Origin of the sequence: Flavobacterium sp. CF108 (genome assembly GCF_900129795.1) — a bacterium.
Lineage (GTDB): Bacteria > Bacteroidota > Bacteroidia > Flavobacteriales > Flavobacteriaceae > Flavobacterium.
The window spans coordinates 265,651-292,476 of sequence record NZ_FQWW01000004.1 but is presented as its reverse complement, the minus strand read 5'-3'; the positions used below and the strand labels follow the sequence as shown (position 1 = coordinate 292,476).

Here is a 26,826-nt window from a genome sequence, read left to right as displayed (position 1 = left end):
ATAAACACAAAGAATTTAAAAAAATCATTTTAATCTGTGTAATCTGCGGCAAAAAATAAACACATAGAAATAATGCAATTATGCCGATTGTGTTTTATCCCGTAGGGATTTTATATCGGTAGAAAAAAATATTTCGCATTATAATTTTGTCCCGTTAGGGACTAAACAAATTTTGAAAAACATATAGTCCCTAACGGGACACTGGAAACGGATTTATCTTTTTTTTCTACCGATATAAAATCTTTACGAGATAAGGTAGATGTGAAAGTCTAATATTCAAATCCAGCTATGTTTGTTTAAACAAGTGAAACGCCTTTTGTAAGTTTAGTAAATCTATGTCTCTATGTGTTTAAAAATCACATACAGCATTAAAAATAAGTTTTTGTTGAGTTTCTAAATCGGGCGAAAGCCCTGCCAACGCCCGATTTATTAAAAATGAATTAAGAAAAATATCATGAAAAATTACCTCATTCTTCCCGCTTTATTACTTTCAGTTTCGATTGGATACAGTCAGAAAAATAAAAATGCGTACGAACTAGTGTCGCCAAACGGGCAAAATAAAATCAAATTTGAGCTTGTAAAAAATGCTCCTAAATATGCCGTTTCACACGGAAAAACCGAAGTAATTACACCATCGGATTTAGGATTTTTACTGAAAGGAAATGAAGATTTCAGTACCAACTTCGAAATCAAAAATGTCAAAAACTCCACTTTTGATGAAACCTGGGAACAAGTTTGGGGAGAAAAGAAAAACATTAGAAACCATTACAATCAGTTATCTGTAGAATTACAGCAAAAAACAGGAAACAAACGTAAATTGGAAATTCAGTTTAGGGCTTTCGATGACGGAGTTGCCTTTCGATATGTATATCCAAAACAAAATGTAAAAGACAGTATTTTCATTATGGATGAAAAAACGACTTTTAATTTAAAAGAAGATGGAAAAGCATGGTGGATTCCGGCCAACAGAGAAAACCGAGACGAATATTTATTTGAAGCCGCGCCGGTTAGTAAACTGGACACCGTTTTAACTCCATTAACTATAGAAAGTAAAAGCGGATTAGCCTTGAGCTTTCATGAAGCAAATCTAATTGATTACGCCAGCACAACTTTGGTAAACAATGTTGGAACACAATTAAAAACCGATCTTGTACCTTGGTCAGACGGCGTAAAAGTTCGTGTAAAAGATACGTTCACTTCATCTTGGAGAACCATTCAAATAGGCGAAAAACCAGCAGATTTAATTATGTCTTATTTGATTTTAAATCTAAACGAACCAAACAAATTAAAAAACACAAACAGCTATTTCAAACCCTATAAATATTTAGGAATTTGGTGGGGAATGCACATTGGAAAATATACTTTTTGGGAAAGCGACAAACAAGGTGCAACCACAAAACACGCCGAAGAATATATGGATTTTACGGCTAAAGAAGGTTTTAATCATTTATTGATCGAAGGCTGGAACAAAGGCTGGACACCGGGTTGGTATGAAAACCGTATGCACATGTTCAGTTTTACTCAAAATGCAGACAATTTTGACTTAGAAAAAGTAGTCGAGTACGGAAAGAAAAAGAATATCGAATTAATCGGATATCACGAAACAGGTTCAAACTTGATTAATTATTTAAAACAAGTTGACGAAGGTTTTGCCTTATACAAAAAACTTGGAATTCATACCGTAAAAATTGGTCATGTAGGTTCTAAATTAAATATGAAACAAATGCATTTTGGGCAATTTGGAGTAAATTATTTCAGATACATTTTAGAAAAGGCGGCACAATATGATTTAGCCGTTTTATACCACGAATCGATAAAAGATACTGGAGAACGTAGAACTTTTCCGAACATGGTTTCGAGAGAAGCAGCGCGCGGACAAGAATACAATGCTTGGAGCGAAGGAAATCCGCCGAATCATTTAAGCATAATTCCGTTTACAAGATTACTTTCTGGACCGATGGATTTTACACCGGGAATTTTTGATGTTGAGGTAAAACAAGGTTATCCGGGAAAAAGAATTCAGGGAACAGTTGGGCAGCAATTGGCGATTTATGTAACGACTTATTCTCCAATTCAAATGCTTGCCGATCTTCCTGAAAACTACGAAGGAAAACCAGCATTGCAATTCTTAAAAGATGTTCCGACAGATTGGGAAGACACAAAAGTATTAAACGGAGAAATTGGTCAATATATCACAACGGCTCGTAAAGACAGAAACAGCGCCGATTGGTTTTTAGGAAGCATCACAAATGAAAATCCAAGAGATCTTGAAATTTCATTATCATTCTTAGATAAAAATGCAACTTACGAAGCACAAATTTATGCCGATGCAGAAGGAACAGATCAAAAACACAATCCTGAAGCAGTAGCAATTTCAAAGAAAACAGTAAAAGCTTCAGATTCGCTAAAATTAAAATTAGGCGGAGCGGGCGGAACAGCAATTAGATTTAAAAAACTGTAATTATGAAAATATTCAAACCCGACAGGTTTTAAAACCCTGTCGGGTTTACTAGCATAACTGTCAAAAATTAATAAACCACAATCAATGAAAAACAAATTTATATACTTCTCGGCAGCGCTGACACTAATGTTTTTTGTTTCATGTAAAAATGAAGCACAGAATTCTGGTTCTGAAGCAGCTCAGAAAGAATATCAGGGAAAAGAAATTGGTTCAGAACATGATGCCGAAATAGATAAATTAATTTCTCAAATGACACTTGAGGAAAAAATCGGAATGCTGCACGGAAACAGCATGTTCGCCAATGCAGGTGTAAAACGTTTAGGAATTCCGGAATTAAAAATGGCCGACGGACCGCTTGGAGTCCGTGAAGAAATTTCACGTGATAATTGGGCTCCGGCTGGATGGACAAACGATTTTGCAACCTATTATCCGGCAGGCGGCGCTTTAGCAGCAACGTGGAATGCAGAAATGGCGCATACTTTTGGAACTAGTTTAGGAGAAGAATTACGCGCAAGAGATAAAGACATGTTACTTTCGCCGGCAATCAATATGGTAAGAACGCCGCTTGGAGGAAGAACTTACGAATACATGTCTGAAGATCCGTTTTTGAATAAAAAAATCGCTGTGCCATTGATTGTTGGTTTACAGGAAAAAGATGTAATGGCTTGTGTAAAACATTATGCCGCAAACAATCAGGAGACGAATCGTGATTATGTCGATGTACAAATTGACGAACGTACACTTCGTGAAATTTATCTTCCGGCTTTTGAAGCTTCAGTAAAAGAAGCAAAAGCATACAGTATAATGGGAGCTTACAATAAATTTAGAGGAGAATATTTATGTGAAAACGATTATATGCTCAATAAAATTCTTCGTGATGAATGGGGATTTAAAGGAATTGTTGTTTCAGATTGGGCTGCGGTGCATTCTACAGCAAAAACGTTGAAAAATGGTTTAGATATTGAAATGGGAACACCAAAACCTTTCAATGAATTTTTCCTTGCTGATAAATTGATTGCTGCGGTTAAATCTGGTGAAGTTTCAGAAAAAGAAATTGATCTGCACGTAAAACGTATTTTGCGAGTTTTATTTCAAGTTAAAGCAATGGGCGGTGGCGAGCGTACAAAAGGAAGCATCGCAACCGAAGCACATTACAAGGATGCCTATAAAATTGCTGCAGAAGCGGTTGTTTTATTGAAAAATGAAAACAATGCATTGCCATTAAAATTAGATGGAGTTAAATCTATCGCCATAATTGGAAATAACGCGACAAAGAAAAACGCTCTTGGCGGATTTGGTGCCGGAGTAAAAACCAAAAGAGAAATTACACCGCTTGAAGGTTTAAAAAACAGACTTCCATCTTCAATAAAAATCAATTATGCCGAAGGATATTTAGAACGTTACGACGAAAAAAATAAAGGAAATTTAGGAAACATAACTTCAAACGGCCCGGTAACAATCGATAAGTTAGATCCGGCAAAAGTTCAGGAAGCAGTTGAAGCAGCAAAAAAATCTGATGTTGCAATCATCTTTGCAGGTTCAAACCGTGATTATGAAACAGAAGCTTCTGACCGTAGAGATTTGCATTTGCCTTTTGGACAAGAAGAATTAATTCAAAAAGTATTAGCTGTAAACCCAAAAACGATTGTTGTTTTTGTTGCAGGCGCGCCTTTTGAAATTGAAAATATCAGCAAAAAAAGCCCAGCCGTAGTTTGGTCTTGGTTTAATGGTTCTGAAGGAGGAAATGCCTTAGCCGATGTATTATTAGGAAAAGTAAATCCGTCAGGAAAACTACCTTGGACAATGCCTAAAGATATTATGGATTCTCCGGCGCACGCCACAAACAGTTTCCCCGGAGGAAAAACAGTAAATTATGCCGAAGGAATTTTGATAGGATACCGTTGGTTTGACACTAAAAATATCGCGCCTTTATATCCTTTTGGTTACGGATTATCATACACTACTTTTGCTTTTGAAAATGCTAAAGCAGATAAAACTGATTATGCTCAAAATGAAACAATTTCTGTTTCTGTTGAAGTAAAAAACACAGGAAAAGTTGATGGAAAAGAAGTCGTTCAATTATATGCTTCAAAATCAAATTCTAAAGTAATCCGTGCAGCTCAGGAACTAAAAGGATTTTCGAAAGTATTAGTTAAAGCCGGATCTTCACAAACCGTTATCATTAAAGTTCCGGTAAAAGAACTGGCTTATTATGATGTTGCTGCCAAAAAATGGACAGTTGAACCAGGAAAATACACTTTAAAAGTGGGGAATTCTTCAAGAGATATTAAAAAAGAAATCGCTATAACAACCAAATAAGATGAAAAACACAATTAAAATTTACTTATTGAGCAGCATTTTATGCTTCTCTTTTTTAAGCCTTTGGGCTTGCAGTTCTGATAAAGAAGAAGAAAAAGCAGTGACAAAAACACTTACAGTAGATACCAATAAAATTGATTTTGTAAGCAAAGGCAGTGAAGCCAGCATAAAGATCAATACAAATGTTACAGCATGGACAATTAGTAATCCAAATTCAAGCTGGATTCAGATAAGTCAGGCAGGAGGAACTTCTGGAACTATTACCGTTAAAATAACAGCTCTGGAAAATACAAGTACAGAAGCAAGAACGGCAACTATTACAATTAACTCAGGTGAAACTTCATCTGTACAAATTGCAGTTACTCAGGCAGGTGCAGCAGTAGTTGCTGGTTTATACCCAAATTATAATACAAACCCAATTGCGGCAGATCAATCCGGAATGTCAAGTACTGCAGTACAATTAGCAGGAAAAATAAAATTAGGCTGGAACATTGGTAATACAATGGAAGCAATTGGCGGAGAAACCGCATGGGGAAATCCAAAAGTTACAAAAGCACTAATTGATGCTGTAAAAGCAAATGGATTTAATGCAATAAGAATTCCTTGTTCATGGAATCAATATGTAGAAAATTCGGCTACAGCCAAAATCAAAACTGAATGGCTTGACAGAGTAAAAGAAGTGGTGCAGTATTGTGTGGATAATGATATGTATGTTCTCGTAAATATTCACTGGGACGGCGGCTGGTTGGAAAATAATATTACCGAAGCTAAAAAAGTAGAAAACAATGCCAAACAAAAAGCATTCTGGGAACAAATCGCAACACATTTGCGTGGATTCGACGAGCATTTGCTTTTTGCAAGTGCGAATGAACCAGCGGTTGAAGATGCTGCGCAAATGGCAGTTTTAACTTCGTATCATCAAACATTTATTAATGCAGTTCGCTCTACCGGTGGAAAAAATGCTTATCGTACTTTAGTGGTTCAGGGGCCAACAACAGATATTGAAAAAACAAACAAATTAATGACTGCTTTGCCAACAGATTCAGCTGCCAACAGAATGATGGTTGAAGTTCATTATTATAGTCCTTGGAATTTTGCAGGTTTAACTAAAGATGAAACCTGGGGAAAAATGTTCTATTACTGGGGAGCAAATTATCACTCAACAACAGATACAGAACGAAATGCAACTTATGGGGAAGAAGCAGATTTAGAGAAAAATTTCAAATTAATGAAAACGCAATTTGTCGATAAAGGAATTCCGGTTTTGTTAGGAGAATTTGGAGCAATCCGCAGAACGACTTTAACCGGAGATGCTTTAACTTTACATTTAGCTTCGAGAGCCTATTATTTAAAAATGGTCGTAAAAACTGCAAAAGCAAATGGATTATTACCTTTTTATTGGGATGAAGGCAGCCTTGGAAATAACGGTTTTGGAATTTTTAAAAGAAGTGATAATACCGTTTTCGACACTCAGGCTTTAACAGCTTTGAAGGAAGGATTACAGTAAAAAAGTTTTTATAAACCATATAAGTGATATAAGATAATTTAAGTTTAGGATTAATTAAAAACTTAATTTTACTTATATCACTTATATGGTTTAAACAATTTTAATTTAGAAGAAATGAAAAAAAATATCTTATTTATTTTTTTGATAATAAATGTTTTAGCTAACGCAAATGTCAAAATGCCTTTGCTGTTTTCTGACGGAATGGTGTTGCAGCGCGACAAAAAAATCCCGGTTTGGGGTTTTGCCGATGCAGATGAAAAAATAGAGGTTCATTTTAACAAACAAATACAAAAAACAACTGCCGATAAAAACGGAAAATGGACTTTAAATCTAAATTCTGAAAAAGCCGGCGGACCTTTCGAATTAATAATTATCGGAAAAAATAAAATTACAATCAAAAATGTTTTGGTTGGTGAAGTATGGATTTGCAGTGGACAATCGAATATGGAATTTCAGGTTTCTAAAACGATAAATGCCGAAAAAGAAATTGCAAATTCTGATTGCCCTATGATTCGTCATTTTGGAGTTGCACAAGATTTAAGCGGAAAACCAAAAGACGATTTAAAAGCCGGAAAATGGGAACAAGCAAATAAAGAAACGGTTGGCAATTTTACAGCAGTTGGATATTATTTCGCCAGAAAATTATATGCTGAATTAAAAATTCCAGTCGGAATTATTAATACTTCTTGGGGCGGAACGAATGTTGAAACATGGACAAGTCGTGAAGCATTTCAAAAAAGCAATGATTTTAAAACCATGATTGCTGATGTTCCAACACTTAATGTAGATTCTATCTCAAAATTGTACGCAAAACATATGAAAGAAAGAATCGAAAAAATTCAGGGAACTCCGGTAAGTACAGATAATGAAAATACTTTTAAGGATTCAGAATTCAACGATTCATCTTGGGGAGAATTAAATACGCCGAGTTTATGGGAAAATCAGTCTTTAGGCGATTTAGACGGCGTGGTTTGGATGCGAAAAACCATTACACTTTCTGCAGAAGATATTAAAAAGAAAGCAACACTTTATCTTTCAAAAATCGACGATGAAGACATTACATATGTAAACGGAATTGAAGTTGGAAGAAATACACAATATGATTTAAAACGTGTTTATGAAATCCCATCAAATATTTTAAAAGAAGGAAAAAATGTTATCGCAGTTAGAATCGTTGACAACAGTGGCGGCGGGGGAATCTACGGCGACGCTGCCGATTTAAAACTAAGTTTAGGCAGTAAAAATATTCCGCTTGACGGGAGATGGAAATTTAAAGTTATTGTTGTAAAAACATCTTTGTCACCAAACAGTTATCCGTCGTTATTATATAATGCCATGGTAAACCCGTTGGTTCCGTATGCAATTGAAGGTGTTTTATGGTATCAGGGCGAGGCGAATGTTTGGAGAGCAAATCAGTATAAAAAGGCATTTCCCTTAATGATTACAGATTGGCGAACAAAATTTAAGCAAGGCGATTTTCCTTTCTATTTTGTTCAATTGTCAACTTTCAATGAGCAAAATGGCAATAGTAAAGTAGGAAGCCGCTGGGCAGAACTTCGCGAAGCACAATCTGAAACGCTAAAATTACCAAATACAGGTATGGCGGTTACGACTGATATCGGAAATGCAAAAGACATTCATCCAACTAACAAACAAGACATTGGTTTACGTTTGGCAGCAGTTGCCTTAAACAATGTTTATGGAAAAAAACAAGTTCATAGCGGACCAACTTATAAATCGCAGGAAATAAAAGGAAATCAAATTATTTTGACTTTTGAGAATATTGGTTCGGGTTTGACTTCTTCAGATAATTCAGAAAACCTAAAAGGATTCGAAATCGCCGGAGCAGACAAAGTTTTTCATTCCGCGAAAGCGATAATAAAAGACAACAAAGTAATTGTATCAAGCAATCAGGTTCAAAATCCCGTTGCCATCCATTACGGTTGGGCAGATGACGATACCGAAATCAATCTTTTTAATAAAGAAAAATTTCCGGCATCACCATTTAGAACTGATAATTGGGAAATGATTACGGCGAATGAAGTTTATAAAGTGAGTAAGTAGTTTTTAGTTCTTAGTGATTAGTAAATAGTAATTAGTCCTTAGTAAGAAGTAATTAGTCCTTAGTAAGAAGTAAAAAGTCTTTTCGAACGGCTTTTTTTGAAACCTGTTAGAATAAAAGATATCATAAAAATGTTCCGTTAGGAACAATTCATCGGTAGCAACGGATGAAATCCGTTGACCCAAAAAATCAACATTACAATAATGTTCCGTAGGAACATCTGAACGGTAATATTTAAAACGCAGCAAAATGAACTCAAACCTCATAAAAACATTTCTCATTTTACTTTTCACATCTTACTACACAAACATTTCAGCGCAGTCGAAACATGTTTTATGGTACGATAAGCCAGCAGATTTCTTTGAAGAAAGTTTAGTTTTAGGAAATGGAAAAATGGGCGCGACAGTTTTTGGAGGCGTAAATTCAGATAAAATTTATTTGAATGATATTACACTTTGGTCGGGAGAACCTGTTCATGCCAATATGAATACCTTTGCCTATCAAAATCTGAAGTCAATTCGAGAGGCTTTAAATAAAGAAGATTATAAACTTGCAGAGGAATTAAATAAAAACTTGCAAGGTAAAAACTCCGAGTCATATGCGCCGCTTGGGACTTTAGAAATAACACATTCAAATAATGGAAAAGCTTCTAATTATTATCGAGAATTGGATATTTCAAATGCCGTTTCAAGAGTGACTTATGAAATTGACGGCGTAAAATATACAAGAGAATATTTCGTTTCGGCGCCTGATCAAATCATGATTATCAAATTAACAAGCAGTCAAAAAGGCGCTTTAAATTTTGAAATTAATCCAAGCAGTTTATTAGCATCAACTTTTGAAGTAAAAAATAATGTTTTGGCAATGAATGGTGTTGCACCGATTCATGAAAATCCTGGATATTTTAAATCGGCATATCTCCCAGCGTTTCCAACAGACGCACAAAAGGCAGAGATGGAAAAAGAAGCTTTAAAAGAAAAAAATATTATAAGAGGCACGAGGTTCGCTTCTTTATTAAAAATTAAAAATACTGACGGAACTGTAACTTCAACCAATAAAACAATAGGAGTAAAAAATGCAACCGAAGCTGTAATTTATGTTTCAATTGCTACTAGTTTTAAAGGTTTTAAAGAAAATCCTTCTATTGATGGAGTTGCAGATGCAATTGCAAAAAAGAATCTAAACAACGCATTTTCAAAATCATTCGATGAAATAAAAAAAGCACATCTTGCTGATTACCAAAAATTCTATAATCGTGTAAATTTAGATTTAGGCAAAACCACGGCACCAGATTTACCAACAGACGAACGTTTATTACGTTATGCTGACGGAAAAGAAGATAAAAACCTCGAAGTTTTGTATTTTAATTACGGTCGATATTTATTGATTAGTTCTTCAAGAACATTGGGTGTTCCGGCAAATTTGCAGGGAATTTGGAATCCGTATTTGAATCCGCCTTGGAGCAGTAATTACACTATGAATATTAATCTGGAGGAAAATTACTGGCTGGCAGAAAACACCAATCTTTCAGAAATGCATTTGCCGCTTTTGAGTTTTATAAAGAATCTTTCGGTAACTGGAAAAGTAACAGCAAAGACTTTTTATGGTGTAAATGAAGGCTGGGCGGCGGCACACAATTCTGATATTTGGGCTATGACAAATCCCGTGGGACAATTCGGAAAAGAAGAACCCATGTGGGCATGCTGGCCAATGGGGGGAGCGTGGCTGAGTACACATATTTGGGAGCATTATATTTTTACTCAAGATGAGGCTTATTTAAAGAAAGAAGGATATGCTTTGATGAAAGGCGCAGCTCAATTTTGTCGCGGCTGGCTGGTGGAAGATAAAAACGGAAATTTGATTACAGGACCGTCTACATCACCAGAAAATCAATATAAACTGGAAAATGGCTTTGTTGGTGCAACTATGTATGGCGGAACGGCTGATTTAGCGATGATTCGTGAATGTTTTGATAAAACGATAAAAGCTTCAAAAATTTTAAATATTGATGCTGATTTCAGAGCGGAATTAGAAGCCGATTTAGCGAAATTACATCCGTATCAAATTGGAAAAAAAGGAAACCTGCAGGAATGGTATTTTGATTGGGAAGATAATGATCCGAAACACCGCCATCAATCGCAGTTATTCGGACTTTTTCCGGGAGATCATATTACGCCATTAAAAACTCCAGATTTAGCCGAAGCTTCGAGAAAAACACTCGAAATAAAAGGCGATGAAACAACGGGCTGGTCAAAAGGATGGAGAATTAATCTTTGGGCAAGACTTTGGGACGGAAACCGTGCTTATAAAATGTTCCGTGAATTACTTCGTTATGTTGATCCCGATGGAAAGAAAACAGAAAAGCCAAGAAGAGGCGGAGGAACGTACCCAAATTTATTCGACGCGCATCCTCCATTTCAAATTGATGGTAATTTTGGAGGAGCCGCTGCAGTTGCCGAAATGTTAGTGCAGTCTGATGAAAACGAAATTAGATTACTTCCGGCTTTACCAGATGCATGGGAACAAGGTTCTGTAAAAGGAATCTGCGCAAGAGGGGGATTTGAAATCGAAATGACTTGGAGTAATAAGAAACCCGAAAAAGTAATTGTTTCTTCAAAAAAAGGAGGAAAAACAACTTTAATTTTCGGAGATAAAAAACAAGATATTACTTTAAAGAAAGGTGAGAAAACAGAAATAAATTTCTAAATATTATTTTGAAAACTATTGTCATCCTGAGCGAAGTCGAAGGCTCGATTAACATAAAAGGGCTTCGACTTCGCTCAGCCTGACAAACAGATGAATTGCCTCCAGTTTTAACTGGAGGTTTTTTAGTTTCAACAACCAAATGGCTTTAGCCTAAATGCATTATTTTGACTAAAGCCTTGTATGTATATCTATTCTCAAACCTCCAGTTAAAACTGGAGGCTATTAATCTCTCTTGAAAAAAACCTTTATAATAGTTTTAAACTTTTATAAAGGTTTTTTCTAATTAATAAATATGATTAAACCCGACAGGTTTTTAAAACCTGTCGGGTTTACTTTGTAAATAATATTATTCTTTTTTAGAAGTATCTTTTCCTTCTTCAGGTTTCTCAGCCTGTTTTTCTTTAAAAGTTTCGTACCATTTTTCAATAGAAGGATAAACAAAAGCCGCGACTTTTTTCACCGGATTATAGAAAATAGATTTATCTAAAGTTTCTTTTTTAGCAAAAGTATTATTGAAATTGATTTTCTCGAATAAAGCAATAAAAATACTTAAGATCAGGATTGTTTTTAAGATTCTGAAAAAGCCTCCGCCTAACTTATTCATCCAGCCCAGCATTGCAAAATCAGCAATTCCGGTTAATATTTTAGCAAGGAAATAAACACCAATTACAACCAGAATAAAAGTTAGTATAAAAGCCGTAATTTGAATATTAGTGGGATTCCACGAAACATGTTTTGAAATCATGCCAGCTATTAAAGAAGAAAATTTAATCGCAAGATAAATCCCTAATAGCAGCGAAATAAAAGAAGCAACTTCTACAAAAAGACCGTTTTTAATTCCTTTATAAAGACTATAAATTAAAAGCGCGGCAACGATAATATCAAAAAAACTCATGGTAAGGTTATGAAATGAATTATATTTCTATTTTTGTAAAAAATACCACAATGAGAAAAAACCTGTTAATCAAAATTTTAGCTGTTATATTATTTACATCTTGTTCAAACGACAACGGAGACAAAGATAATACAGTTGATCCAAAATCAATTCTGATAAAAAAAATAACTGAAACCATTTATTTTTCGAACGATTCTGAAACCCAAACATTAAATTTTTCATACGAAAATAATGTTTTAAAAAGCGTTACTTCGGGTAAAAACAGATCTGAATTTGTATATAATGGAGATAAAATCAGTAAGGTAAATTATTTTAAAAATGATATTGCAAATGGTTCTACAACATTTTATTATGATGGAGATCTTTTAGAATATACTTTATCAGGAGCAAATCAAGATGAGAGAACTGAGTATTGGTATAAAAATGGAATTCTTAATTTGCAAAAATCAGGTTACTTAACAGGTGGAAATTTTGTAGTTCAGGAACAATCAATATATTCTTTTGATCAGAATAAAAATGCGACTGAAATTACAGAGAAATCCTCTTTATTTGGTCCTGAAACAGTTTCTAAAAACAAATATTTTTATGATAATAAAAACAACCCGATGAAATTTATGAATAAATATTATCGACTTGTTTTTGAGACAGAAGGCTTTGACGGAATATCTAATAATAATGTTACTTCAAGAGAGTATTATAGTCCTGTTACAACTGAAACTCCTGTTTATTATAATTTTGAAATAACGTATAATGCTGATGAGTTTCCAGTAGAAATAAAAAAGATCGCAAAATCGAATAATTTTGTGATTTCAAAAACGGTTATTGAATATCAATAAACAAGCAGACTTTCGGTAATATTATTTTAAAATCCTATATTTTTTATTTTTGGTATGATTGAAATTTGAACTGCGTATCTTTGCAGCTCTAATTTAAGACTTCAGATTGCAGATTTTAGATTTTAAATCAGCAATCTAAAATCTAAAATCATAAATAAAAATGTCTAGAGATACACAACTAAAAGAGCGCTGGGAAAAGCTCGTCGATATACTTTCAAATCAATTTTCGCAAGGAGAAGATTTAGATTTGGATGCCATAATTTACCTAATTGGAGTTCAGGAACTTGGAAAAGTGCACCGTGAATTCAAAAAAGATGAAAAATTAAACTTAATGCATATTGCAATCTGCAGACTGCTTGAACCTTATGGGTTTTATGAATTTGATTTTTTTGATGCTGAAGGCTGGCCGCATTACAAAGTAAAAGAACAATTGCCTCCGCTAAAAGCCGGAGAACAATCTGTTTTAATGAAAGAAGCAATTGTAAATTATTTTTTAGAAAGAAAACTTATTGAGTAAATAATTTTAGATTTTAGAGTGTAGATTTTAGATTTTGGATTGAAAATATTAGTAGAGTTTGGAAATACTTCTTGCGTCTAACCCATAACATCTCACTTTTTTACTTAAATTTGTACTCTCAATTATCGAAGGAAAATGATAGATAAGATCAAACAACATATAGAGGAAGCTAAAGCCTTTAATGAGAAAAATAAAGAATCGTTAGAACAATTCCGTATTAAATATTTAGGAAGTAAAGGTTTATTGAAAGAACTTTTTACTGAATTTAAAAATATTCCAAACGATCAGAAAAAAGACTTTGGACAAGTAATAAATACTTTAAAAGCTGTTGCTGAAGAAAAAGTAAGAGTTATTCAGGAAGAACTTGAAAGCAAAGAAGAAACAAAAGGAATTTTTGGCGATTTAACACGTGCTGCAGAACCGGTAATTATTGGTTCTCGTCATCCTATTTCTATCGTAAAAAATCAGATTATAGATATTTTTGCCAATATTGGATTCAACGTTTCTGAAGGTCCGGAAATCGAAGACGACTGGCATAACTTTACTGCATTAAACCTTCCGGAATATCATCCGGCAAGAGATATGCAGGATACATTTTTCATTCAGACCAATCCTGACGTGTTATTGCGTACGCATACATCATCTGTTCAGGTGCGTTATATGGAAAATCATAAACCGCCAATTCGTACTATTTCTCCGGGACGTGTTTTCCGTAATGAAGCTATTTCATCGCGTTCACACTGTATTTTTCATCAGGTTGAAGGATTGTATATTGATAAAGATGTTTCTTTTGCAGATTTGAAACAGACGTTGCTTTATTTTACTAAAGAAATGTTCGGAAAATCTAAAATCCGTCTTCGTCCGTCGTATTTCCCTTTTACAGAGCCAAGTGCTGAAATTGATATTTATTGGGGACTAAAAACTGAAACAGATTACCGTATTACAAAAGGAACGGGCTGGTTAGAAATTGGTGGCTGCGGAATGGTTGATCCAAACGTTTTGAAAAACTGCGATATTAATCCAGACGAATATAACGGTTTTGCTTTTGGAATGGGAGTAGAGCGTATTGCGATGCTTTTATACCAAATTGGCGATATACGTATGTTCTATGAAAATGATGTTCGTTTCTTAGAGCAATTTAAAGCAAATATTTAATTTAAGTCGAAAGTCAAAAGTCGAAAGTCTCAAAGTATGGGACTTTCGACTTTTGACTTTATAACTTTTGACTCATATGAAAAAAGATATAACAATTCCAGAAGTTGAAAATGTGTTTCTTGCTGCGGTGCAGGAATGGAGCGATGATTTTATGGAAAAAGTATGGTACGCTTATCTTGTAAACGACAACGACTTTAATTTAGACAGTGTTATGGTGGTATCAAAAGCATTTGGAACTATTGATGGTGAAATGAAAAAAACATCTGTTTTGCGTCACGCTTTTGTTGAAGTTCCGGCTGTTTCTGTAGTAAAGATTGAAATGATAGAGAAAAGCCTTTTAGTTTTGAATAATGAATTTATGGTAACATTCTTCATTGGGAGTACTTTGTACGATAAGAAATTCATATTCAAATCGAATTTAATTAACGAAAATAATACAGAAGAAGTGCCTATTTTGTTTGTTGAAGGAATAATGGTGAAATAGCATTTCTCCTGCAAGGTTTTTAAAACCTTGTAGGTTTAGAATTTAACACACCTATAATAAATACCTACAAGGTTTTAAAAACCTTGCAGGAAAAGAAAAAGAGTCAAGACGAAATTAAATAAGTCCTGACTCTTTTTTATTCTCAAAGTATAAGTCTATTTTCTATACTCTATATTCTTCAAAAAAAACTAATCCAAAGACTCCGTCAATTTCTTAAATACAGACTTCGCATCTTTTCCATCATATAAAACAGCATAAACAGCGTCTATAATAGGCGTTTTTGCTCCGTAACCCTGATTTAGTTTATAAGCACTTTTTGTTGCGTAATAACCTTCGGCAACCATGCTCATTTCCATCATAGCACTTTTTACTGTATATCCTTTTCCAATCATATTTCCAAACATTCTGTTTCTGGAGAAAACCGAATATCCTGTAACCAATAAATCTCCTAAATAAGCAGAATCATTAATGTTACGTTTCATTTTATGAACTTTACGGATGAATTTTTTCATTTCGCGAATTCCGTTACTCATCATAACTGATTGGAAATTATCTCCATAACCTAAACCATGAGCAATTCCGGCAGCGATCGCATAAATGTTTTTAAGCATTGCAGCATATTCGGTACCAATGATATCATCAGAAATTTTAGCTTTAATGTAATTTCCCGACAGCGATTTTGCAACTGTACGGGCTTTTTCGGGATCTCCGCAGGCAATTGTTAAATACGAAAGCCTTTCAAGAGCAACTTCCTCAGCGTGGCAAGGGCCAGTAATAACACCAATATTATAATATGGAATATCGTATTGAATGTGAAAGTGTTCACCAACGATTAAACTTGTTTCTGGAACAATTCCTTTAATGGCTGAAAAAATGATTTTATCAGCTAATGAAACCGTCATGTTTTTTAATTCGGCATCTAAAAAAGCAGATGGGATCGCAAAAATGATATAATCAGCAAATTCAATTGCTTCGTTTATATTGCTTGTTAATTTAAGTTTGCTGGTGTCAAATTCAACAGAACTTAAATAGTTTGGATTGTGTTTGTATTTTTGGATATGTTCGATTGCAGATTCATTACGCATGTACCAGGCAATTTCTGAAAGATTCACACATAACATCTTTGTAATTGCCGTTGCCCAGCTTCCTCCTCCAATTACTGCAAATTTTAATTTTCCGCTCATTATTTTAATAATTTAAGACAAAAGTACTTAATAATGTAGTAATAATACAAAATCTGATTTAAGAAATTTGATGAATGTCTTTAATTTCAATGGTTTTCAGCATGTTTGGATAAAATAAAAAATATTTTTAACAGGTATGCAATAAAGGATAAAAACGTGCGTTGTAACTAATTGTAAATTAGAATTTAATGAATTTATCAAGAATTGAGTTAGTTAGTTTTGTTTTAGTATTTTGAAAAGGCGTTCCTAAACTTGTTAAGAACGCCTTTTTTAGTTAAATACAAATTCCAATTTTAGAAATTCCAAATTCCAAGTTGTTGATATTATAATGAGATTTATATTTTAAATAAAAAATTCCAAATTCCAATAATTAAGTATGCTATTGGAATTTGGAATTTTTAAATTTTGGAATTTATCTAGTAACTAAGCTCTACAATAGATTTTACTTTATCTAAAGTTACCAATTGATTTTCGCCTAAACCTTTCCAGCCTCTTTCATCGAAACGATTTACGATAAAATCTGCAGTTTTGGTATAATCATCTGTGTATTGAGAAAGTTTTGTGTCCATTCCCATTGTATGGAAAAACTCAACTGTTTTATTGATAGCTTCTTTTGCCACTTCGTCATCAGAACCAGAAAGGTTGAAAATACGTCTTCCGTATTGCGCTAATTTTCCTTTTTTAGTTTCAAACATTACGTTGTATAAACTTGGGCCGATAATTGCCAAAGTTCTCGCATGGTCAATTCCGTAAAGAGCCGTTAATTCGTGACCAATCATATGCGTTGCCCAATCACTTGGAACACCTTTTTGAATTAATCCGTTTAATGCCATTGTACAGCTCCACATAAAGTTCGAAGCCAAAGCATAATCATTTGGATTTTCAACCACTTTTGGACCAACCTCAATTAAAGTCTGCAAAATTCCTTCGGCGATTCTGTCTTGAAGAAAACCTTCGTGCGGATACGTTAAATATTGCTCCATTACGTGCGTGAAAGCATCTACAACACCATTTTGAATTTGTCTTTTTGGTAAAGATTCAATTACTGTTGGATCGCAGATAGAAAATTTTGGAAATAAAGCGCTTCCGCCAAAAGCCAGTTTTTCTTGTGTAGCTTCGATTGTAACCACAGATCCTGAATTCATTTCACTTCCCGTTGCAGGAAGCGTTAAAACAGTTCCAAATGGTACAGCGTTTTCTTTAATCAGAATTCTTTTTTGTAAAATGTCAATTGGATTTCCTTCGAAATTAACGGCTGCCGAAATAAATTTCACACCATCAATTACAGATCCTCCGCCCACGGCAAGGATAAAATTAATTTTCTCTGCTTTGATAACTTCAACAGCTTTCATTAAAGTTTCAAAATGCGGATTTGGTTCAATTCCTCCAAATTCAACAATTTCAAAACCTTTTAAGTTTGCGATTACCTGATCGTAAACACCATTTTTAAAAATACTTCCACCGCCATAAGCCAAAAGGATTTTAGCATCTTTTGGAATTAAAGTCGAAAGTTTTTCAATTTGTCCTTTTCCGAAAATTAAATTTGTCGGATTGTATAATTCAAAGTTTAGCATGATTTTTTTTGAGTTTCTAAGATGCTAAGTTTCTAAGGGGCTAAGTTTTTTTTCAAACTTAATATCTTAGTATTTAGCATCTCTTTAGTTATTTATTCTTTTAATTAAGCTTTAAACGATAAGTTGCTAAAATCTTAGAACCTTAGCAACTTAGTATCTTAGCACCTTAGTTTAATTTTTCTAACAATTTTCCAGCTACTAATTTTGATGATGCCGGATTTTGGCCTGTAATTAAAAGACCATCTTCAACAGCATACGGCTGCCAGTTTGCTCCTTTAGAAAAAATTGCTCCGTTTGATGCTAAAGCATCTTCTAATAAAAACGGAACAACTTTAGTTAATCCAACCGCTTCTTCTTCTGCATTTGTAAATCCGGTAACTTTTTTACCTTTTACTAAATATTCACCTTTTACTTTCACATTTTTTAAAACAGCCGGAGCGTGACATACAAAAGCTATAGGTTTTTTATGTGTATAGAAATCTTCGATTAAAGCAATTGAGTTTTTGTCTTGAACTAAATCCCAAAGCGGACCGTGCCCACCAGGATAAAAAACAGCGTCGTAATCTTTTTGATTAACAGTTGATAGCTTTAGCGTGTTTTTTAATTTTTCCTGTAAAGCTTTATCAGCGTCAAAACGTTTTGTGTCTTCTGTTGCCGATGAAGGATCTGCACTTTTTGGATCAATTGGCGGCTGCCCTCCAAGCGGAGAAGCAATTGTAATTTCAATTCCCTTATCTAATAATTCATAATAAGGAGCAGCAAATTCTTCAGACCAGAATCCTGTCTTTTCTCCGGTATTGCCCAGCTTATCGTTGCTGGTAACAACAAATAATACTTTTTTCATCCCTTTTTTATTTGATTTTTGTGCGACAGCAGAAACACCTGCAGCGGCAAATGCAATTATTGCGAATAATGTTATTTTTTTCATGTGATTAAAATTTTTAACAAATTTACGCGGAAAGTGATATTAGTAAAAATAAAATAAACTATGTTTGCTATAAACAAATTTATATCATGGTTAATCTAGAATGGTACAGAACTTTTAAAGCAGTTTACAAAAACGGCAATTTTTCAGTTGCCGCAAAAGAATTATTTATGAGCCAGCCTGCAGTAAGTCAGCAGATTTCTATGCTCGAGGCTCATGTAGGGAATAAATTGTTTAATCGGAAATCAAAAGGAGTTGAGCCAACCGAATACGCTAAGTTACTGAATAATTTAATTATAGATGCACTCGACAGACTTGAAAGTGTTGAAACAGGTTTTAGAGCTAAAGCTGAAGATGCCAACCGATTAATTTCTGTTGGAGTTTCAAAAAATCTTTTCGATTGTATTGGTAATCTTTTAATTTCTAAGTTTGATTTAATCGATTTTACTTTTGCAGAAAACGACGAACTTTTTGAATTGGTTAATTCGAAAAAACTTGATTTTGCCATTACTACAAAAAGGTTTGATACGTTTGATACTACTTATGAAATTGTTGGAAAAATTAAACTGATAATGGTTGCGCCGACAAGTTTAGACATAACTGAATTCCGCCAAAGATTAAAAGCCGATAATTTTACGGAAATTGAACAATGGCTGAATGCACAAAAATGGTATAGTCATGATGCGCGAATTCCGCACATAAAATTATTCTGGCTGCATGCCTTTAATAAAAAAAGACCATCAATGGTTCCTAATTATATTATTCCTTCAGAATCTGAAATGCTTAAACTTTTGGCTGAAAATGAAGGAATCGCAGTGACCTGGAATTGCAATGCAAGAAATTATATTAAGCAAAATAAGCTGCAATTAGTTTGGAACAGTTTTCATGTTCCTGAGGAATTTGTATATCTGCTGACGCCAAAAAACAATAATTTGAATTCGTTTTTCGAAATTATTTCTAAAGAACTAAAATTGTTTTATGGTAATAGAATGTAAAAACTAACTTCTCTCTTTTATGTTTTTATGGGAAAAAGATTTGTTTTTGTGTCATAACAAATACAAAATCAATGACTTATGTAAAAAATTAAAAGAATTTTTGCAGTTGTTATTATAGCTTTTTTGAGTTTTTCTTGCAGTAAGCATGATGACGAGGAAATAGTAGATTGTTTTGGAGAATCGATTCTTGTAGAATTGAAACATACAGTCGATGCGGGTAATTCAAAGAAAATAAATTATTCAATTCAATATGCCGGAAGTAAGACGATATCTAAAGTAAAGTGGACTTTTGGTGATGGAAGCCCAGCGGTAACCGAAACGGGATTAACGACTTCACATACTTACAGCGCAGCGGGAACTTTTGAAGTTAAGGCAGATGTTACGATTGAAAGCTGTACCGTGAGTCCAAAGAAAGATATTGTGGTTAACTAAAAAATAAACGTTTATACTTATTGAGAGTCAATTTTATAATTTATGCTTGTGCATTAGATTATAAAATTGGCTCTCATTCGTTATATTTGTTTGATATGATTTAGGATTATGGAAAATTTACAAAATATTAGAATTGCTGTCGATGCAATTGTTTTTGGATACAAAAACAATGATTTATATGTGTTATTGATTGAACAACAATTTGGAACTTCAGAAAAATATTGGGCTTTACCAGGCGGTTTGGTTCAAAATTCTGAATCTTTGAGCGATGCCGTTATTCGGGAACTGCACGAAGAAACAAACGTACAGTTGACTTTTATGGAACAATTATACACTTTTGGGGACGATATTTACAGGGACTCCAGAAATCGTGTAATTTCTGTTGCTTATTATGCTTTGGTCGACGCTTCAAATTTAGACATCAAAGCGAGTACCGATGCCGAAAAAGTACAATGGTGCAAAATAGATGAAATTCCGGCTTTGGCTTTTGATCATAATTTAATACTCGAAAAAGCAATTTCCAGATTAAAATCAAAATTAACTTACGAACCAATCGGTTTTGATTTACTTCCCGAAGAATTCTTATTTTCAGATCTTGAAAACCTTTACTGCACTATTTTAGAAAAAGAAATTGACCGGCGAAACTTCAGAAAAAAAATCCTCAGCTATGGTTTTTTAGAAGAAACAGAAAAATTTTCACCAATTAAAACAGGCCGCCCGGCTAAACTTTTTAAGTTTAATAAGTTGAAATATAACGAATTAATCACGAAAGGGTTTCACTTCGAAATAAAGTTTGCGTAATTTTTACACAAAATAAATTGTTTATTTAAAATTTAATTTTACATTTGCGTATAATTAACGCAAACTAAAAACCATGATACTAAATCTCGACCCAAAATTCGCTCCTTTCCAAAATCAGGAAGAAATCAAATTTCAAAGTTTTACATTTTCTGGAGGAGAACCACATATAAAAATTAATCCCGATTTTGACAGCAATCAAAAAATAACAATTACACACAGATTAAACTCTTTCAACGATTTAGGTTTGTTGTGTATTACAGTTGATGCTTTACGCAGAATGGACGTTAAAATCATCGATTTGTTTATTCCGTATTTCCCGGCTGCAAGACAAGATCGTGTTATGATTCCCGGCGAACCATTATCTGTAAAAGTGTATGCTGATATTATAAACGGACTTCAGTTGAACAAAGTTTTTGTTTTTGATGCACATTCTGAAGTTACTCCGGCTTTGGTAAACAATTGTACTGTAATTCCGAACCATACCTTTATTCAGCAGATTTTAAAAATCATTGGTGAAAACGTAAAATTAATTTCTCCAGATGGAGGAGCTTTAAAGAAAATCTACAAAGTTTCTGAATTTTTAGGCGGAATTGATGTGGTAGAATGCAGTAAAAGCCGAGACGTAAAAACAGGTAAATTATCTGGTTTTAAAGTTTATGAAGATGATTTAAATGGAATTGACTGTTTAATTGTAGATGACATTTGCGACGGCGGCGGAACTTTTGTTGGACTTGCCGAAGAATTAAAAAAGAAAAATGCCGGAAAATTATACTTAGCGGTAAGCCACGGAATTTTCAATAAAGGTTTTGAAGTTTTGGATTGCTTTGATAAAATCTTCACCACTAACTCTTTCAAAGATTTTGATGATGAAAGAGTTTTCCAAATCAAATTAGATCAATTAATATGAAATACAATATTCAAGATATAGTTCCAGAAAGTAAGTTTTTATTTTTCTGGGGACATCAGGCTAATAAAGACGGAAAAATTACCAAAACCTGTTTCAGTCAATGGTGGTTAAGTTCTTTTAAAGTTGAAAAAGTGACCTATAAAACAGCCGAACACTGGATGATGGCAAAAAAAGCAGAATTGTTTCAGGATGAAGAAATCTTAGAAAAAATTCTAGCAGCAGATTCTCCAGCCGAAGCCAAAAAGTTAGGGAGAGAAGTTAAAAATTATGATGACAAACTTTGGTTAGAAAACCGATACGAGATTGTAAAGCAAGGAAATTATCATAAGTTCAGTCAGAATCGGGATTTAAAAACATTTTTATTAAATACAAAAGATCGGGTTTTAGTTGAAGCAAGTCCGGTTGATCCCATTTGGGGAATCGGAATGGCAAGTGATCATACAAATGCTTCAAATCCTGAAAAATGGCAGGGATTGAATCTTTTGGGTTTTGCTTTGACGGAAGTTAGGGATGAATTGAAATAGGTTTAAATTATGGAATATCAAAGATGTTCCATAGGAACATTTCATCGGTAGAATAAAATATTGCCCAATTGTATTTACGTTCCGTAGGAACGTTTGATTAAAATAGATATAAAATGAAAGATATTCAATATATAAAAGGAGATGCAACATCGCCGCAAACATTAGGAAACAAAATAATTGTACACGTTTGCAATGATATTGGCGGATGGGGAAAAGGGTTTGTAATGGCAATTTCAAAAAGATGGAAAGAACCAGAAAACCAATATAGAGAATGGTTTAAATCTAAAGATGAATTTGAATTGGGAAAAGTTCAGTTTGTTCAGGTAGAAGAAGATTTATGGGTAGCGAATTTAATTGGTCAGCATAAAATCAATAAAGATGAAAACGGAGGGGCTCCAATTCGATATAATGCTATCAAAAATGGATTAGAAAGTATCTCACTTTTTGCAAAAGAGAATAATGCAAGTATTCACATGCCAAGAATTGGTTGTGGATTAGCAGGTGGAAAATGGGAAATGATTGAACCAATTATTCTCAAAACTCTTTCGAGTAATGATGTTGAAGTCGTTGTATATGACTTTTAAATCATAAAATAATTAAGAATAAAAACACACAATATTAGATTGTGTATTTAAAAAATGAAAATAGAATTAAAAAAATATAACGAGCAAATAAAAGAATGGCCAAAATCAGGTTATCATATAATGGCTCAATACGATGATAAAGAAATAATTGTATATCAGTCGTACAGAAAAGAAATAGGCGAATTTGCCGCAAAGAATCAGTTTTTTGGAGGAGCATTCAGTCTGGAAAGAATGACATGGATTAAACCAAATTTCCTTTGGATGATGTATCGAAACGGTTGGGGAACTAAAGAAGGACAAGAAGTAGTTTTAGCAATTCATCTTAAAATAGGTGCATTTCAAAAATATTTGCAAAATGCAGTTTATTCTACCCACGATTCGTCACTTGGGAAAAGTTATGAAGAATGGCAGACAGAAGTAAAAACATCTTCGGTAAGATTGCAATGGGATCCAGATCATGATCCTTACGGAGGAAAATTAGAAAGAAGAGCAATACAAATTGGTTTAAGAGACGATTTTATTAAATCTTTTACCAAAGAAGATATTCTGTTAATTGAAGATATTTCAGGTTTTGTACAAGAACAATATGAGTTTGTTCAGAAAAAGCAATTGGAAAATCTGTTGATTCCTGCCGAGAAGCCTTTGGTTTTTCAAGATGAGGAATTGAATAAAAAATTAAAAATTTCTGGAAATCATGAATGAACAAACAGCAAAAACAGTAAGTAAATTTCTAAGTTTAGTACTTAGACATTCACCGGAAAAAATCGGATTAAAACTAGATGAAAATGGCTGGGCAGATGTAGAAGAATTAATTTTGAAATGTTCTCAAAAGGGAAATAGGTTAGATAAAGTTCTTTTAGATTATGTTGTAGAAAACAATGATAAAAAACGCTTTGCTTATAACGAAGATGAAACCAAAATCCGTGCAAGTCAGGGACATTCCATTTCAGTTGAATTGAATTTAGCCGAAACAGAACCTTCAGAATATTTATATCACGGAACCGTTGGAAAGTTTATGGAAAACATCCAGAAAGAAGGTTTAAAAAAAATGAGTCGTCAGTATGTACATCTTTCCAAAGACAAAGAAACGGCAATAAAAGTAGGAAGCAGACGCGGAGTCCCTCAAATTTTAACCGTTAGAAGCGGTGAAATGCACAGAGACGGATTTAAATTTTATTTGTCTGAAAATAACGTTTGGCTTACAGATGAAGTCCCGGCAAAGTATATCGAATTCAAATCATGAAAAGAACTTTAGTTTTTGGAGATATTCACGGCGGATTAAAAGCCTTAATTCAGTTATTAGAAAGAATTAATTATTCCCAAAATGATAGATTTATTTTTCTGGGGGATTATGTCGATGGCTGGAGCGAATCAAAACAATTAATTGATTTTCTTATAGATTTATCCCAAAAGCAAGAATGCATTTTTATAAAAGGAAATCATGATGCCTGGTGTCAGGAATGGTTAGAAAAAGATATCATAAACGATATTTGGTTTTTGCACGGAGGAAAATCGACTATAGAAAGTTATGCCGATATTGAGTTTTTAGAAAAAGAAAAGCACAGCCATTTTTTCAATGCTATGAAAGATTACTTTGTAGATGAAAATAATAATTTGTTTATTCACGCTGGTTTTTCATCCATGCACGGACCAGAAAAAGAACATTACAAAACAAACTATTCTTGGGACAGAACACTTTGGGAAATGGCTTTGACAATGGACAAGAGAATCCAGAAAGATTCGCTTTCGTACCCAAAAAGATTATTACTTTATAATGAAATTTATATTGGTCATACACCAACACTTCATTATAATGTTGAAGTGCCAATGCAAGGCTGTAATGTGTGGAATATTGATACCGGAGTAGGTTTTTATGGAAAATTAACTTGTATTGATGTTGAAACAAAGGAGTTTTGGCAGAGTGATGTTGTACAAACGTTTTATCCAGCTGAAAAAGGAAGAAATAAATAGCCATGAAGAAAATTTATAAAGCACCAGAAGAAATTCCTTTGCAAATTGATTTAAAAACCGTTTTCTTAGCAGGTTCTATAGAGATGGATAAAGCTATTAACTGGCAGAAAAGATGTGAAGAATTGCTGCAAGATCAATTCGTTATTTTTAATCCAAGAAGAAACGAGTGGGACAGCAGCTGGTCGCAAACCATAGAAAATATTCATTTTAAAGAACAGGTAAGCTGGGAACTTCAGGCCCTTGAAAGAGCAGATATTATTATCATGTATTTTGCAGGAGATACAATGTCACCAATATCATTACTGGAGTTTGGACTTTATGCACAATCGCATAAAATGAAAGTAGTTGTCGAAGAAAATTTCTGGCGTAAAGGAAATATTGATATTGTATGCGAAAGATATTCGGTAGAACAATTTAAAACTTTAGAAGAGTTAATTCAAAATTTATTAAATTAAAATATATGAACCCATTATTATTAACCGACGGTTACAAAGTTGACCACAGAAGACAATACCCAGATAATACCACTTTAGTTTATTCTAACTGGACGCCTCGTAAATCAAGAATTGAAGATCTTGATGAAGTTGTGTTTTTTGGATTGCAGTATTTCATCAAAAAATATATCATTCACGATTTTGAACAATATTTCTTCAAACAGCCAAAAGAAGAAGTAGTTAAGAAATATTCTAGAAGAATCAATAACTATTTAGGCGAAAACCAAGTTGGAACAAAACATATCGAAGATTTACATGATTTAGGATATATTCCGATGGTTTTTAAAGCTTTGCCAGAAGGGGCAAGTGTTCCATTGCGAGTTCCAATGTTTACTATGTACAATACAATTCCGGAATTTTTCTGGCTTACGAATTATTTCGAAACATTACTTTCAGCAGTAATCTGGCTTCCTTGTAACTCTGCAACAATTGCAAAAGAATATAGAAAAGTATTGGATAAATATGCAGATGAAACTTCTTCTGTTCCTGAATTTGTAGATTGGCAGGCGCACGATTTCTCTATGCGCGGAATGGGCGGAATCGAAGCAGCAGTAACTTCTGCAGCCGGACATTTATTAAGTTTTACAGGATCAGATACAATTCCGGCAATTGATTTTTTAGAAGAATATTACAAAGCCAATTCTGATTCAGAATTAGTTGCAGGCTCAGTAGCCGCTACAGAACATTCTGTAATGTGTATGGGAACTACCGAAGGCGAATATGAAACTTTCAAAAGATTAATTACAGAAGTGTATCCAAAAGGAATTGTTTCTATCGTTTCTGATACTTGGGATTTATGGAAGGTTTTAACCGATTATTTACCGCGTTTAAGAGAAGATATTGTTTCTAGAGAAGGCAAAGTAGTAATTCGTCCAGATAGTGGTGATCCGGTTGATATTATCTGCGGAAATCCAAACGGAAAAACAGAACAGGAAAAGAAAGGTGTTGTCGAATTGCTTTGGGATGTTTTTGGCGGATCTGTAAACAACAAAGGATTTAAAGAATTGGTTCCTCAAATTGGAGCAATTTATGGCGACAGTATTACCGTAGCAAGAGCGACACAAATTTGCGAAAGATTAAAAGAAAAAGGATTTGCATCTACAAACGTAGTTTTAGGAATTGGTTCTTTTACGTATCAATATAACACAAGAGATACTTTCGGATTTGCAATGAAAGCAACTTACGGAGAAGTAAAAGGCGAGGGAAGAGCCATCTTCAAAGATCCGATTACAGATGACGGAACTAAAAAATCGGCTAAAGGATTGATGAAAATTGATTTAATCGACGGGAAGTATCATTTAACTGATAATGTTTCTTGGGAAGAAGAAAAACAAGGCGAATTGAAAGAGGTTTTCAGAGATGGAAAACTTTTAGTTGATCAATCGCTAAGTGAGATTCGAAACCGAGTAAAAACTGAAGTTAACGTTGAAGCATAAAAACAAGAAAGCCTGAATGTAAGTTCAGGTTTTTTTTATTGTGTTCTATTTGTCATT

The 26,826-nt window shown here is 33.8% G+C and carries 24 protein-coding genes; 20 read left to right on the top strand and 4 right to left on the bottom strand.

All coding sequences use genetic code 11. The features are described 5' to 3' along the window. Positions 1–454 precede the first annotated feature (454 nt). From BUE10_RS13025 to BUE10_RS13005, 5 genes are all read left to right on the top strand, one after another. The gene (locus tag BUE10_RS13025) at positions 455–2,461 is read left to right on the top strand and encodes a glycoside hydrolase family 97 protein (RefSeq protein ID WP_073485705.1); all 2,007 of its coding nucleotides are present in this window, start codon (positions 455–457) and stop codon (positions 2,459–2,461) included. An 84-nt stretch (positions 2,462–2,545) separates the two neighbouring features. Then, positions 2,546–4,780, top strand: a complete 2,235-nt coding sequence (locus BUE10_RS13020) for a glycoside hydrolase family 3 C-terminal domain-containing protein (protein ID WP_083598077.1) — start codon at positions 2,546–2,548, stop codon at positions 4,778–4,780. Between the two features lies 1 nt (position 4,781). After that, positions 4,782–6,287 (top strand): cellulase family glycosylhydrolase, encoded by a 1,506-nt coding sequence (locus tag BUE10_RS13015; protein WP_073485701.1) that lies wholly within the window; start codon positions 4,782–4,784, stop codon positions 6,285–6,287. 114 nt (positions 6,288–6,401) lie between these two features. Further along, a complete protein-coding gene (locus tag BUE10_RS13010) occupies positions 6,402–8,351 on the top strand; it encodes a sialate O-acetylesterase (RefSeq protein ID WP_073485699.1) in 1,950 nt (649 codons plus the stop codon). Positions 8,352–8,598: 247 nt separating this feature from the next. Continuing rightward, positions 8,599–11,055, top strand: coding sequence for a glycoside hydrolase family 95 protein (locus BUE10_RS13005; RefSeq protein ID WP_073485697.1), 2,457 nt, complete (start codon positions 8,599–8,601; stop codon positions 11,053–11,055). Between the two features lie 346 nt (positions 11,056–11,401). Here the strand turns inward: BUE10_RS13005 and BUE10_RS13000 are convergent, their stop codons facing one another. Further along, positions 11,402–11,950 carry a CvpA family protein gene (locus BUE10_RS13000; protein ID WP_073485695.1) on the bottom strand — a complete coding sequence of 183 codons (549 nt, stop codon included), beginning with the start codon at positions 11,948–11,950 and terminating at the stop codon, positions 11,402–11,404. Positions 11,951–12,000: 50 nt separating this feature from the next. Here BUE10_RS13000 and BUE10_RS12995 point away from each other — a divergent pair, with 50 nt between their 5' ends. The 4 genes from BUE10_RS12995 (at position 12,001) to BUE10_RS12980 (ending at position 14,942) form a co-directional block, all read left to right on the top strand. Next, positions 12,001–12,786, top strand: a complete 786-nt coding sequence (locus tag BUE10_RS12995; RefSeq protein ID WP_073485693.1) for a hypothetical protein — start codon at positions 12,001–12,003, stop codon at positions 12,784–12,786. A gap of 160 nt (positions 12,787–12,946) precedes the next feature. Then, the gene (locus BUE10_RS12990; protein ID WP_073485692.1) at positions 12,947–13,303 is read left to right on the top strand and encodes a hypothetical protein; all 357 of its coding nucleotides are present in this window, start codon (positions 12,947–12,949) and stop codon (positions 13,301–13,303) included. A 135-nt stretch (positions 13,304–13,438) separates the two neighbouring features. Next, on the top strand, positions 13,439–14,458 hold the full coding sequence (gene pheS, locus BUE10_RS12985) for a phenylalanine--tRNA ligase subunit alpha (RefSeq protein WP_053473415.1): 1,020 nt from the start codon (positions 13,439–13,441) through the stop codon (positions 14,456–14,458). Positions 14,459–14,534: 76 nt separating this feature from the next. Continuing rightward, a complete protein-coding gene (locus BUE10_RS12980; protein ID WP_073485690.1) occupies positions 14,535–14,942 on the top strand; it encodes a hypothetical protein in 408 nt (135 codons plus the stop codon). Between the two features lie 188 nt (positions 14,943–15,130). Here the strand turns inward: BUE10_RS12980 and BUE10_RS12975 are convergent, their stop codons facing one another. The 3 genes from BUE10_RS12975 to BUE10_RS12965 all read right to left on the bottom strand — a co-directional run bounded on the left by BUE10_RS12975 (position 15,131) and on the right by BUE10_RS12965 (position 18,628). Continuing rightward, positions 15,131–16,126 (bottom strand): NAD(P)H-dependent glycerol-3-phosphate dehydrogenase, encoded by a 996-nt coding sequence (locus BUE10_RS12975; protein WP_073485688.1) that lies wholly within the window; start codon positions 16,124–16,126, stop codon positions 15,131–15,133. 416 nt (positions 16,127–16,542) lie between these two features. Next, positions 16,543–17,700 (bottom strand): iron-containing alcohol dehydrogenase, encoded by a 1,158-nt coding sequence (locus BUE10_RS12970; RefSeq protein ID WP_073485687.1) that lies wholly within the window; start codon positions 17,698–17,700, stop codon positions 16,543–16,545. Between the two features lie 166 nt (positions 17,701–17,866). Beyond that, complete coding sequence (locus BUE10_RS12965; protein WP_073485685.1) at positions 17,867–18,628, bottom strand: type 1 glutamine amidotransferase domain-containing protein; 762 nt, start codon at positions 18,626–18,628, stop codon at positions 17,867–17,869. 86 nt (positions 18,629–18,714) lie between these two features. On the opposite strand from BUE10_RS12965, the gene BUE10_RS12960 reads away from it, so the two are divergent. The 11 genes from BUE10_RS12960 (at position 18,715) to BUE10_RS12910 (ending at position 26,769) form a co-directional block, all read left to right on the top strand. Then, entirely contained in the window at positions 18,715–19,620 is a 906-nt protein-coding gene (locus tag BUE10_RS12960) for a LysR family transcriptional regulator (protein ID WP_056208856.1), read from the top strand. 123 nt (positions 19,621–19,743) lie between these two features. After that, positions 19,744–20,052: a PKD domain-containing protein gene (locus BUE10_RS12955; protein WP_073485683.1), complete on the top strand. Its 309-nt coding sequence runs from the start codon at positions 19,744–19,746 to the stop codon at positions 20,050–20,052. 108 nt (positions 20,053–20,160) lie between these two features. Further along, on the top strand, positions 20,161–20,853 hold the full coding sequence (locus tag BUE10_RS12950) for an NUDIX hydrolase (RefSeq protein ID WP_073485682.1): 693 nt from the start codon (positions 20,161–20,163) through the stop codon (positions 20,851–20,853). Between the two features lie 73 nt (positions 20,854–20,926). After that, positions 20,927–21,760, top strand: coding sequence for a ribose-phosphate diphosphokinase (gene prs / locus BUE10_RS12945; RefSeq protein ID WP_073485680.1), 834 nt, complete (start codon positions 20,927–20,929; stop codon positions 21,758–21,760). Beyond that, complete coding sequence (locus BUE10_RS12940; protein WP_073485678.1) at positions 21,757–22,284, top strand: NADAR family protein; 528 nt, start codon at positions 21,757–21,759, stop codon at positions 22,282–22,284. The genes prs and BUE10_RS12940 overlap by 4 nt, the downstream gene beginning before the upstream one ends. A gap of 113 nt (positions 22,285–22,397) precedes the next feature. Further along, entirely contained in the window at positions 22,398–22,868 is a 471-nt protein-coding gene (locus BUE10_RS12935) for a macro domain-containing protein (protein ID WP_073485676.1), read from the top strand. Between the two features lie 54 nt (positions 22,869–22,922). Continuing rightward, a complete protein-coding gene (locus tag BUE10_RS12930; RefSeq protein ID WP_073485675.1) occupies positions 22,923–23,570 on the top strand; it encodes a DUF4291 domain-containing protein in 648 nt (215 codons plus the stop codon). Continuing rightward, positions 23,563–24,111, top strand: a complete 549-nt coding sequence (locus BUE10_RS12925; protein ID WP_073485673.1) for an RNA 2'-phosphotransferase — start codon at positions 23,563–23,565, stop codon at positions 24,109–24,111. The genes BUE10_RS12930 and BUE10_RS12925 overlap by 8 nt, the downstream gene beginning before the upstream one ends. Next, positions 24,108–24,839 carry a metallophosphoesterase family protein gene (locus tag BUE10_RS12920; protein ID WP_073485672.1) on the top strand — a complete coding sequence of 244 codons (732 nt, stop codon included), beginning with the start codon at positions 24,108–24,110 and terminating at the stop codon, positions 24,837–24,839. Before BUE10_RS12925 ends, BUE10_RS12920 begins: the two co-directional genes overlap by 4 nt. A 2-nt stretch (positions 24,840–24,841) precedes the next feature. Beyond that, the gene (locus BUE10_RS12915; protein WP_073485670.1) at positions 24,842–25,294 is read left to right on the top strand and encodes a nucleoside 2-deoxyribosyltransferase domain-containing protein; all 453 of its coding nucleotides are present in this window, start codon (positions 24,842–24,844) and stop codon (positions 25,292–25,294) included. A 5-nt stretch (positions 25,295–25,299) separates the two neighbouring features. Further along, positions 25,300–26,769 carry a nicotinate phosphoribosyltransferase gene (locus BUE10_RS12910; protein ID WP_073485668.1) on the top strand — a complete coding sequence of 490 codons (1,470 nt, stop codon included), beginning with the start codon at positions 25,300–25,302 and terminating at the stop codon, positions 26,767–26,769. The last annotated feature ends 57 nt before the right edge of the window (positions 26,770–26,826 follow it).

Coding starts and splice junctions, on each gene's coding strand:
- BUE10_RS12970 (WP_073485687.1), bottom strand. CDS start 17,700: ATGCTAAACTTTGAATTATACAATCCGACAAATTTAATTTTCGGAAAA.
- BUE10_RS12915 (WP_073485670.1), top strand. CDS start 24,842: ATGAAGAAAATTTATAAAGCACCAGAAGAAATTCCTTTGCAAATTGAT.
- pheS (WP_053473415.1), top strand. CDS start 13,439: ATGATAGATAAGATCAAACAACATATAGAGGAAGCTAAAGCCTTTAAT.
- BUE10_RS12940 (WP_073485678.1), top strand. CDS start 21,757: ATGAAATACAATATTCAAGATATAGTTCCAGAAAGTAAGTTTTTATTT.
- BUE10_RS12995 (WP_073485693.1), top strand. CDS start 12,001: ATGAGAAAAAACCTGTTAATCAAAATTTTAGCTGTTATATTATTTACA.
- BUE10_RS12960 (WP_056208856.1), top strand. CDS start 18,715: ATGGTTAATCTAGAATGGTACAGAACTTTTAAAGCAGTTTACAAAAAC.
- BUE10_RS13015 (WP_073485701.1), top strand. CDS start 4,782: ATGAAAAACACAATTAAAATTTACTTATTGAGCAGCATTTTATGCTTC.
- BUE10_RS12975 (WP_073485688.1), bottom strand. CDS start 16,126: ATGAGCGGAAAATTAAAATTTGCAGTAATTGGAGGAGGAAGCTGGGCA.
- BUE10_RS12925 (WP_073485673.1), top strand. CDS start 23,563: ATGAATGAACAAACAGCAAAAACAGTAAGTAAATTTCTAAGTTTAGTA.
- BUE10_RS12910 (WP_073485668.1), top strand. CDS start 25,300: ATGAACCCATTATTATTAACCGACGGTTACAAAGTTGACCACAGAAGA.
- prs (WP_073485680.1), top strand. CDS start 20,927: ATGATACTAAATCTCGACCCAAAATTCGCTCCTTTCCAAAATCAGGAA.
- BUE10_RS12990 (WP_073485692.1), top strand. CDS start 12,947: ATGTCTAGAGATACACAACTAAAAGAGCGCTGGGAAAAGCTCGTCGAT.
- BUE10_RS12965 (WP_073485685.1), bottom strand. CDS start 18,628: ATGAAAAAAATAACATTATTCGCAATAATTGCATTTGCCGCTGCAGGT.
- BUE10_RS12920 (WP_073485672.1), top strand. CDS start 24,108: ATGAAAAGAACTTTAGTTTTTGGAGATATTCACGGCGGATTAAAAGCC.
- BUE10_RS12980 (WP_073485690.1), top strand. CDS start 14,535: ATGAAAAAAGATATAACAATTCCAGAAGTTGAAAATGTGTTTCTTGCT.
- BUE10_RS12935 (WP_073485676.1), top strand. CDS start 22,398: ATGAAAGATATTCAATATATAAAAGGAGATGCAACATCGCCGCAAACA.
- BUE10_RS12950 (WP_073485682.1), top strand. CDS start 20,161: ATGGAAAATTTACAAAATATTAGAATTGCTGTCGATGCAATTGTTTTT.
- BUE10_RS13000 (WP_073485695.1), bottom strand. CDS start 11,950: ATGAGTTTTTTTGATATTATCGTTGCCGCGCTTTTAATTTATAGTCTT.
- BUE10_RS13005 (WP_073485697.1), top strand. CDS start 8,599: ATGAACTCAAACCTCATAAAAACATTTCTCATTTTACTTTTCACATCT.
- BUE10_RS13025 (WP_073485705.1), top strand. CDS start 455: ATGAAAAATTACCTCATTCTTCCCGCTTTATTACTTTCAGTTTCGATT.
- BUE10_RS13020 (WP_083598077.1), top strand. CDS start 2,546: ATGAAAAACAAATTTATATACTTCTCGGCAGCGCTGACACTAATGTTT.
- BUE10_RS12930 (WP_073485675.1), top strand. CDS start 22,923: ATGAAAATAGAATTAAAAAAATATAACGAGCAAATAAAAGAATGGCCA.
- BUE10_RS13010 (WP_073485699.1), top strand. CDS start 6,402: ATGAAAAAAAATATCTTATTTATTTTTTTGATAATAAATGTTTTAGCT.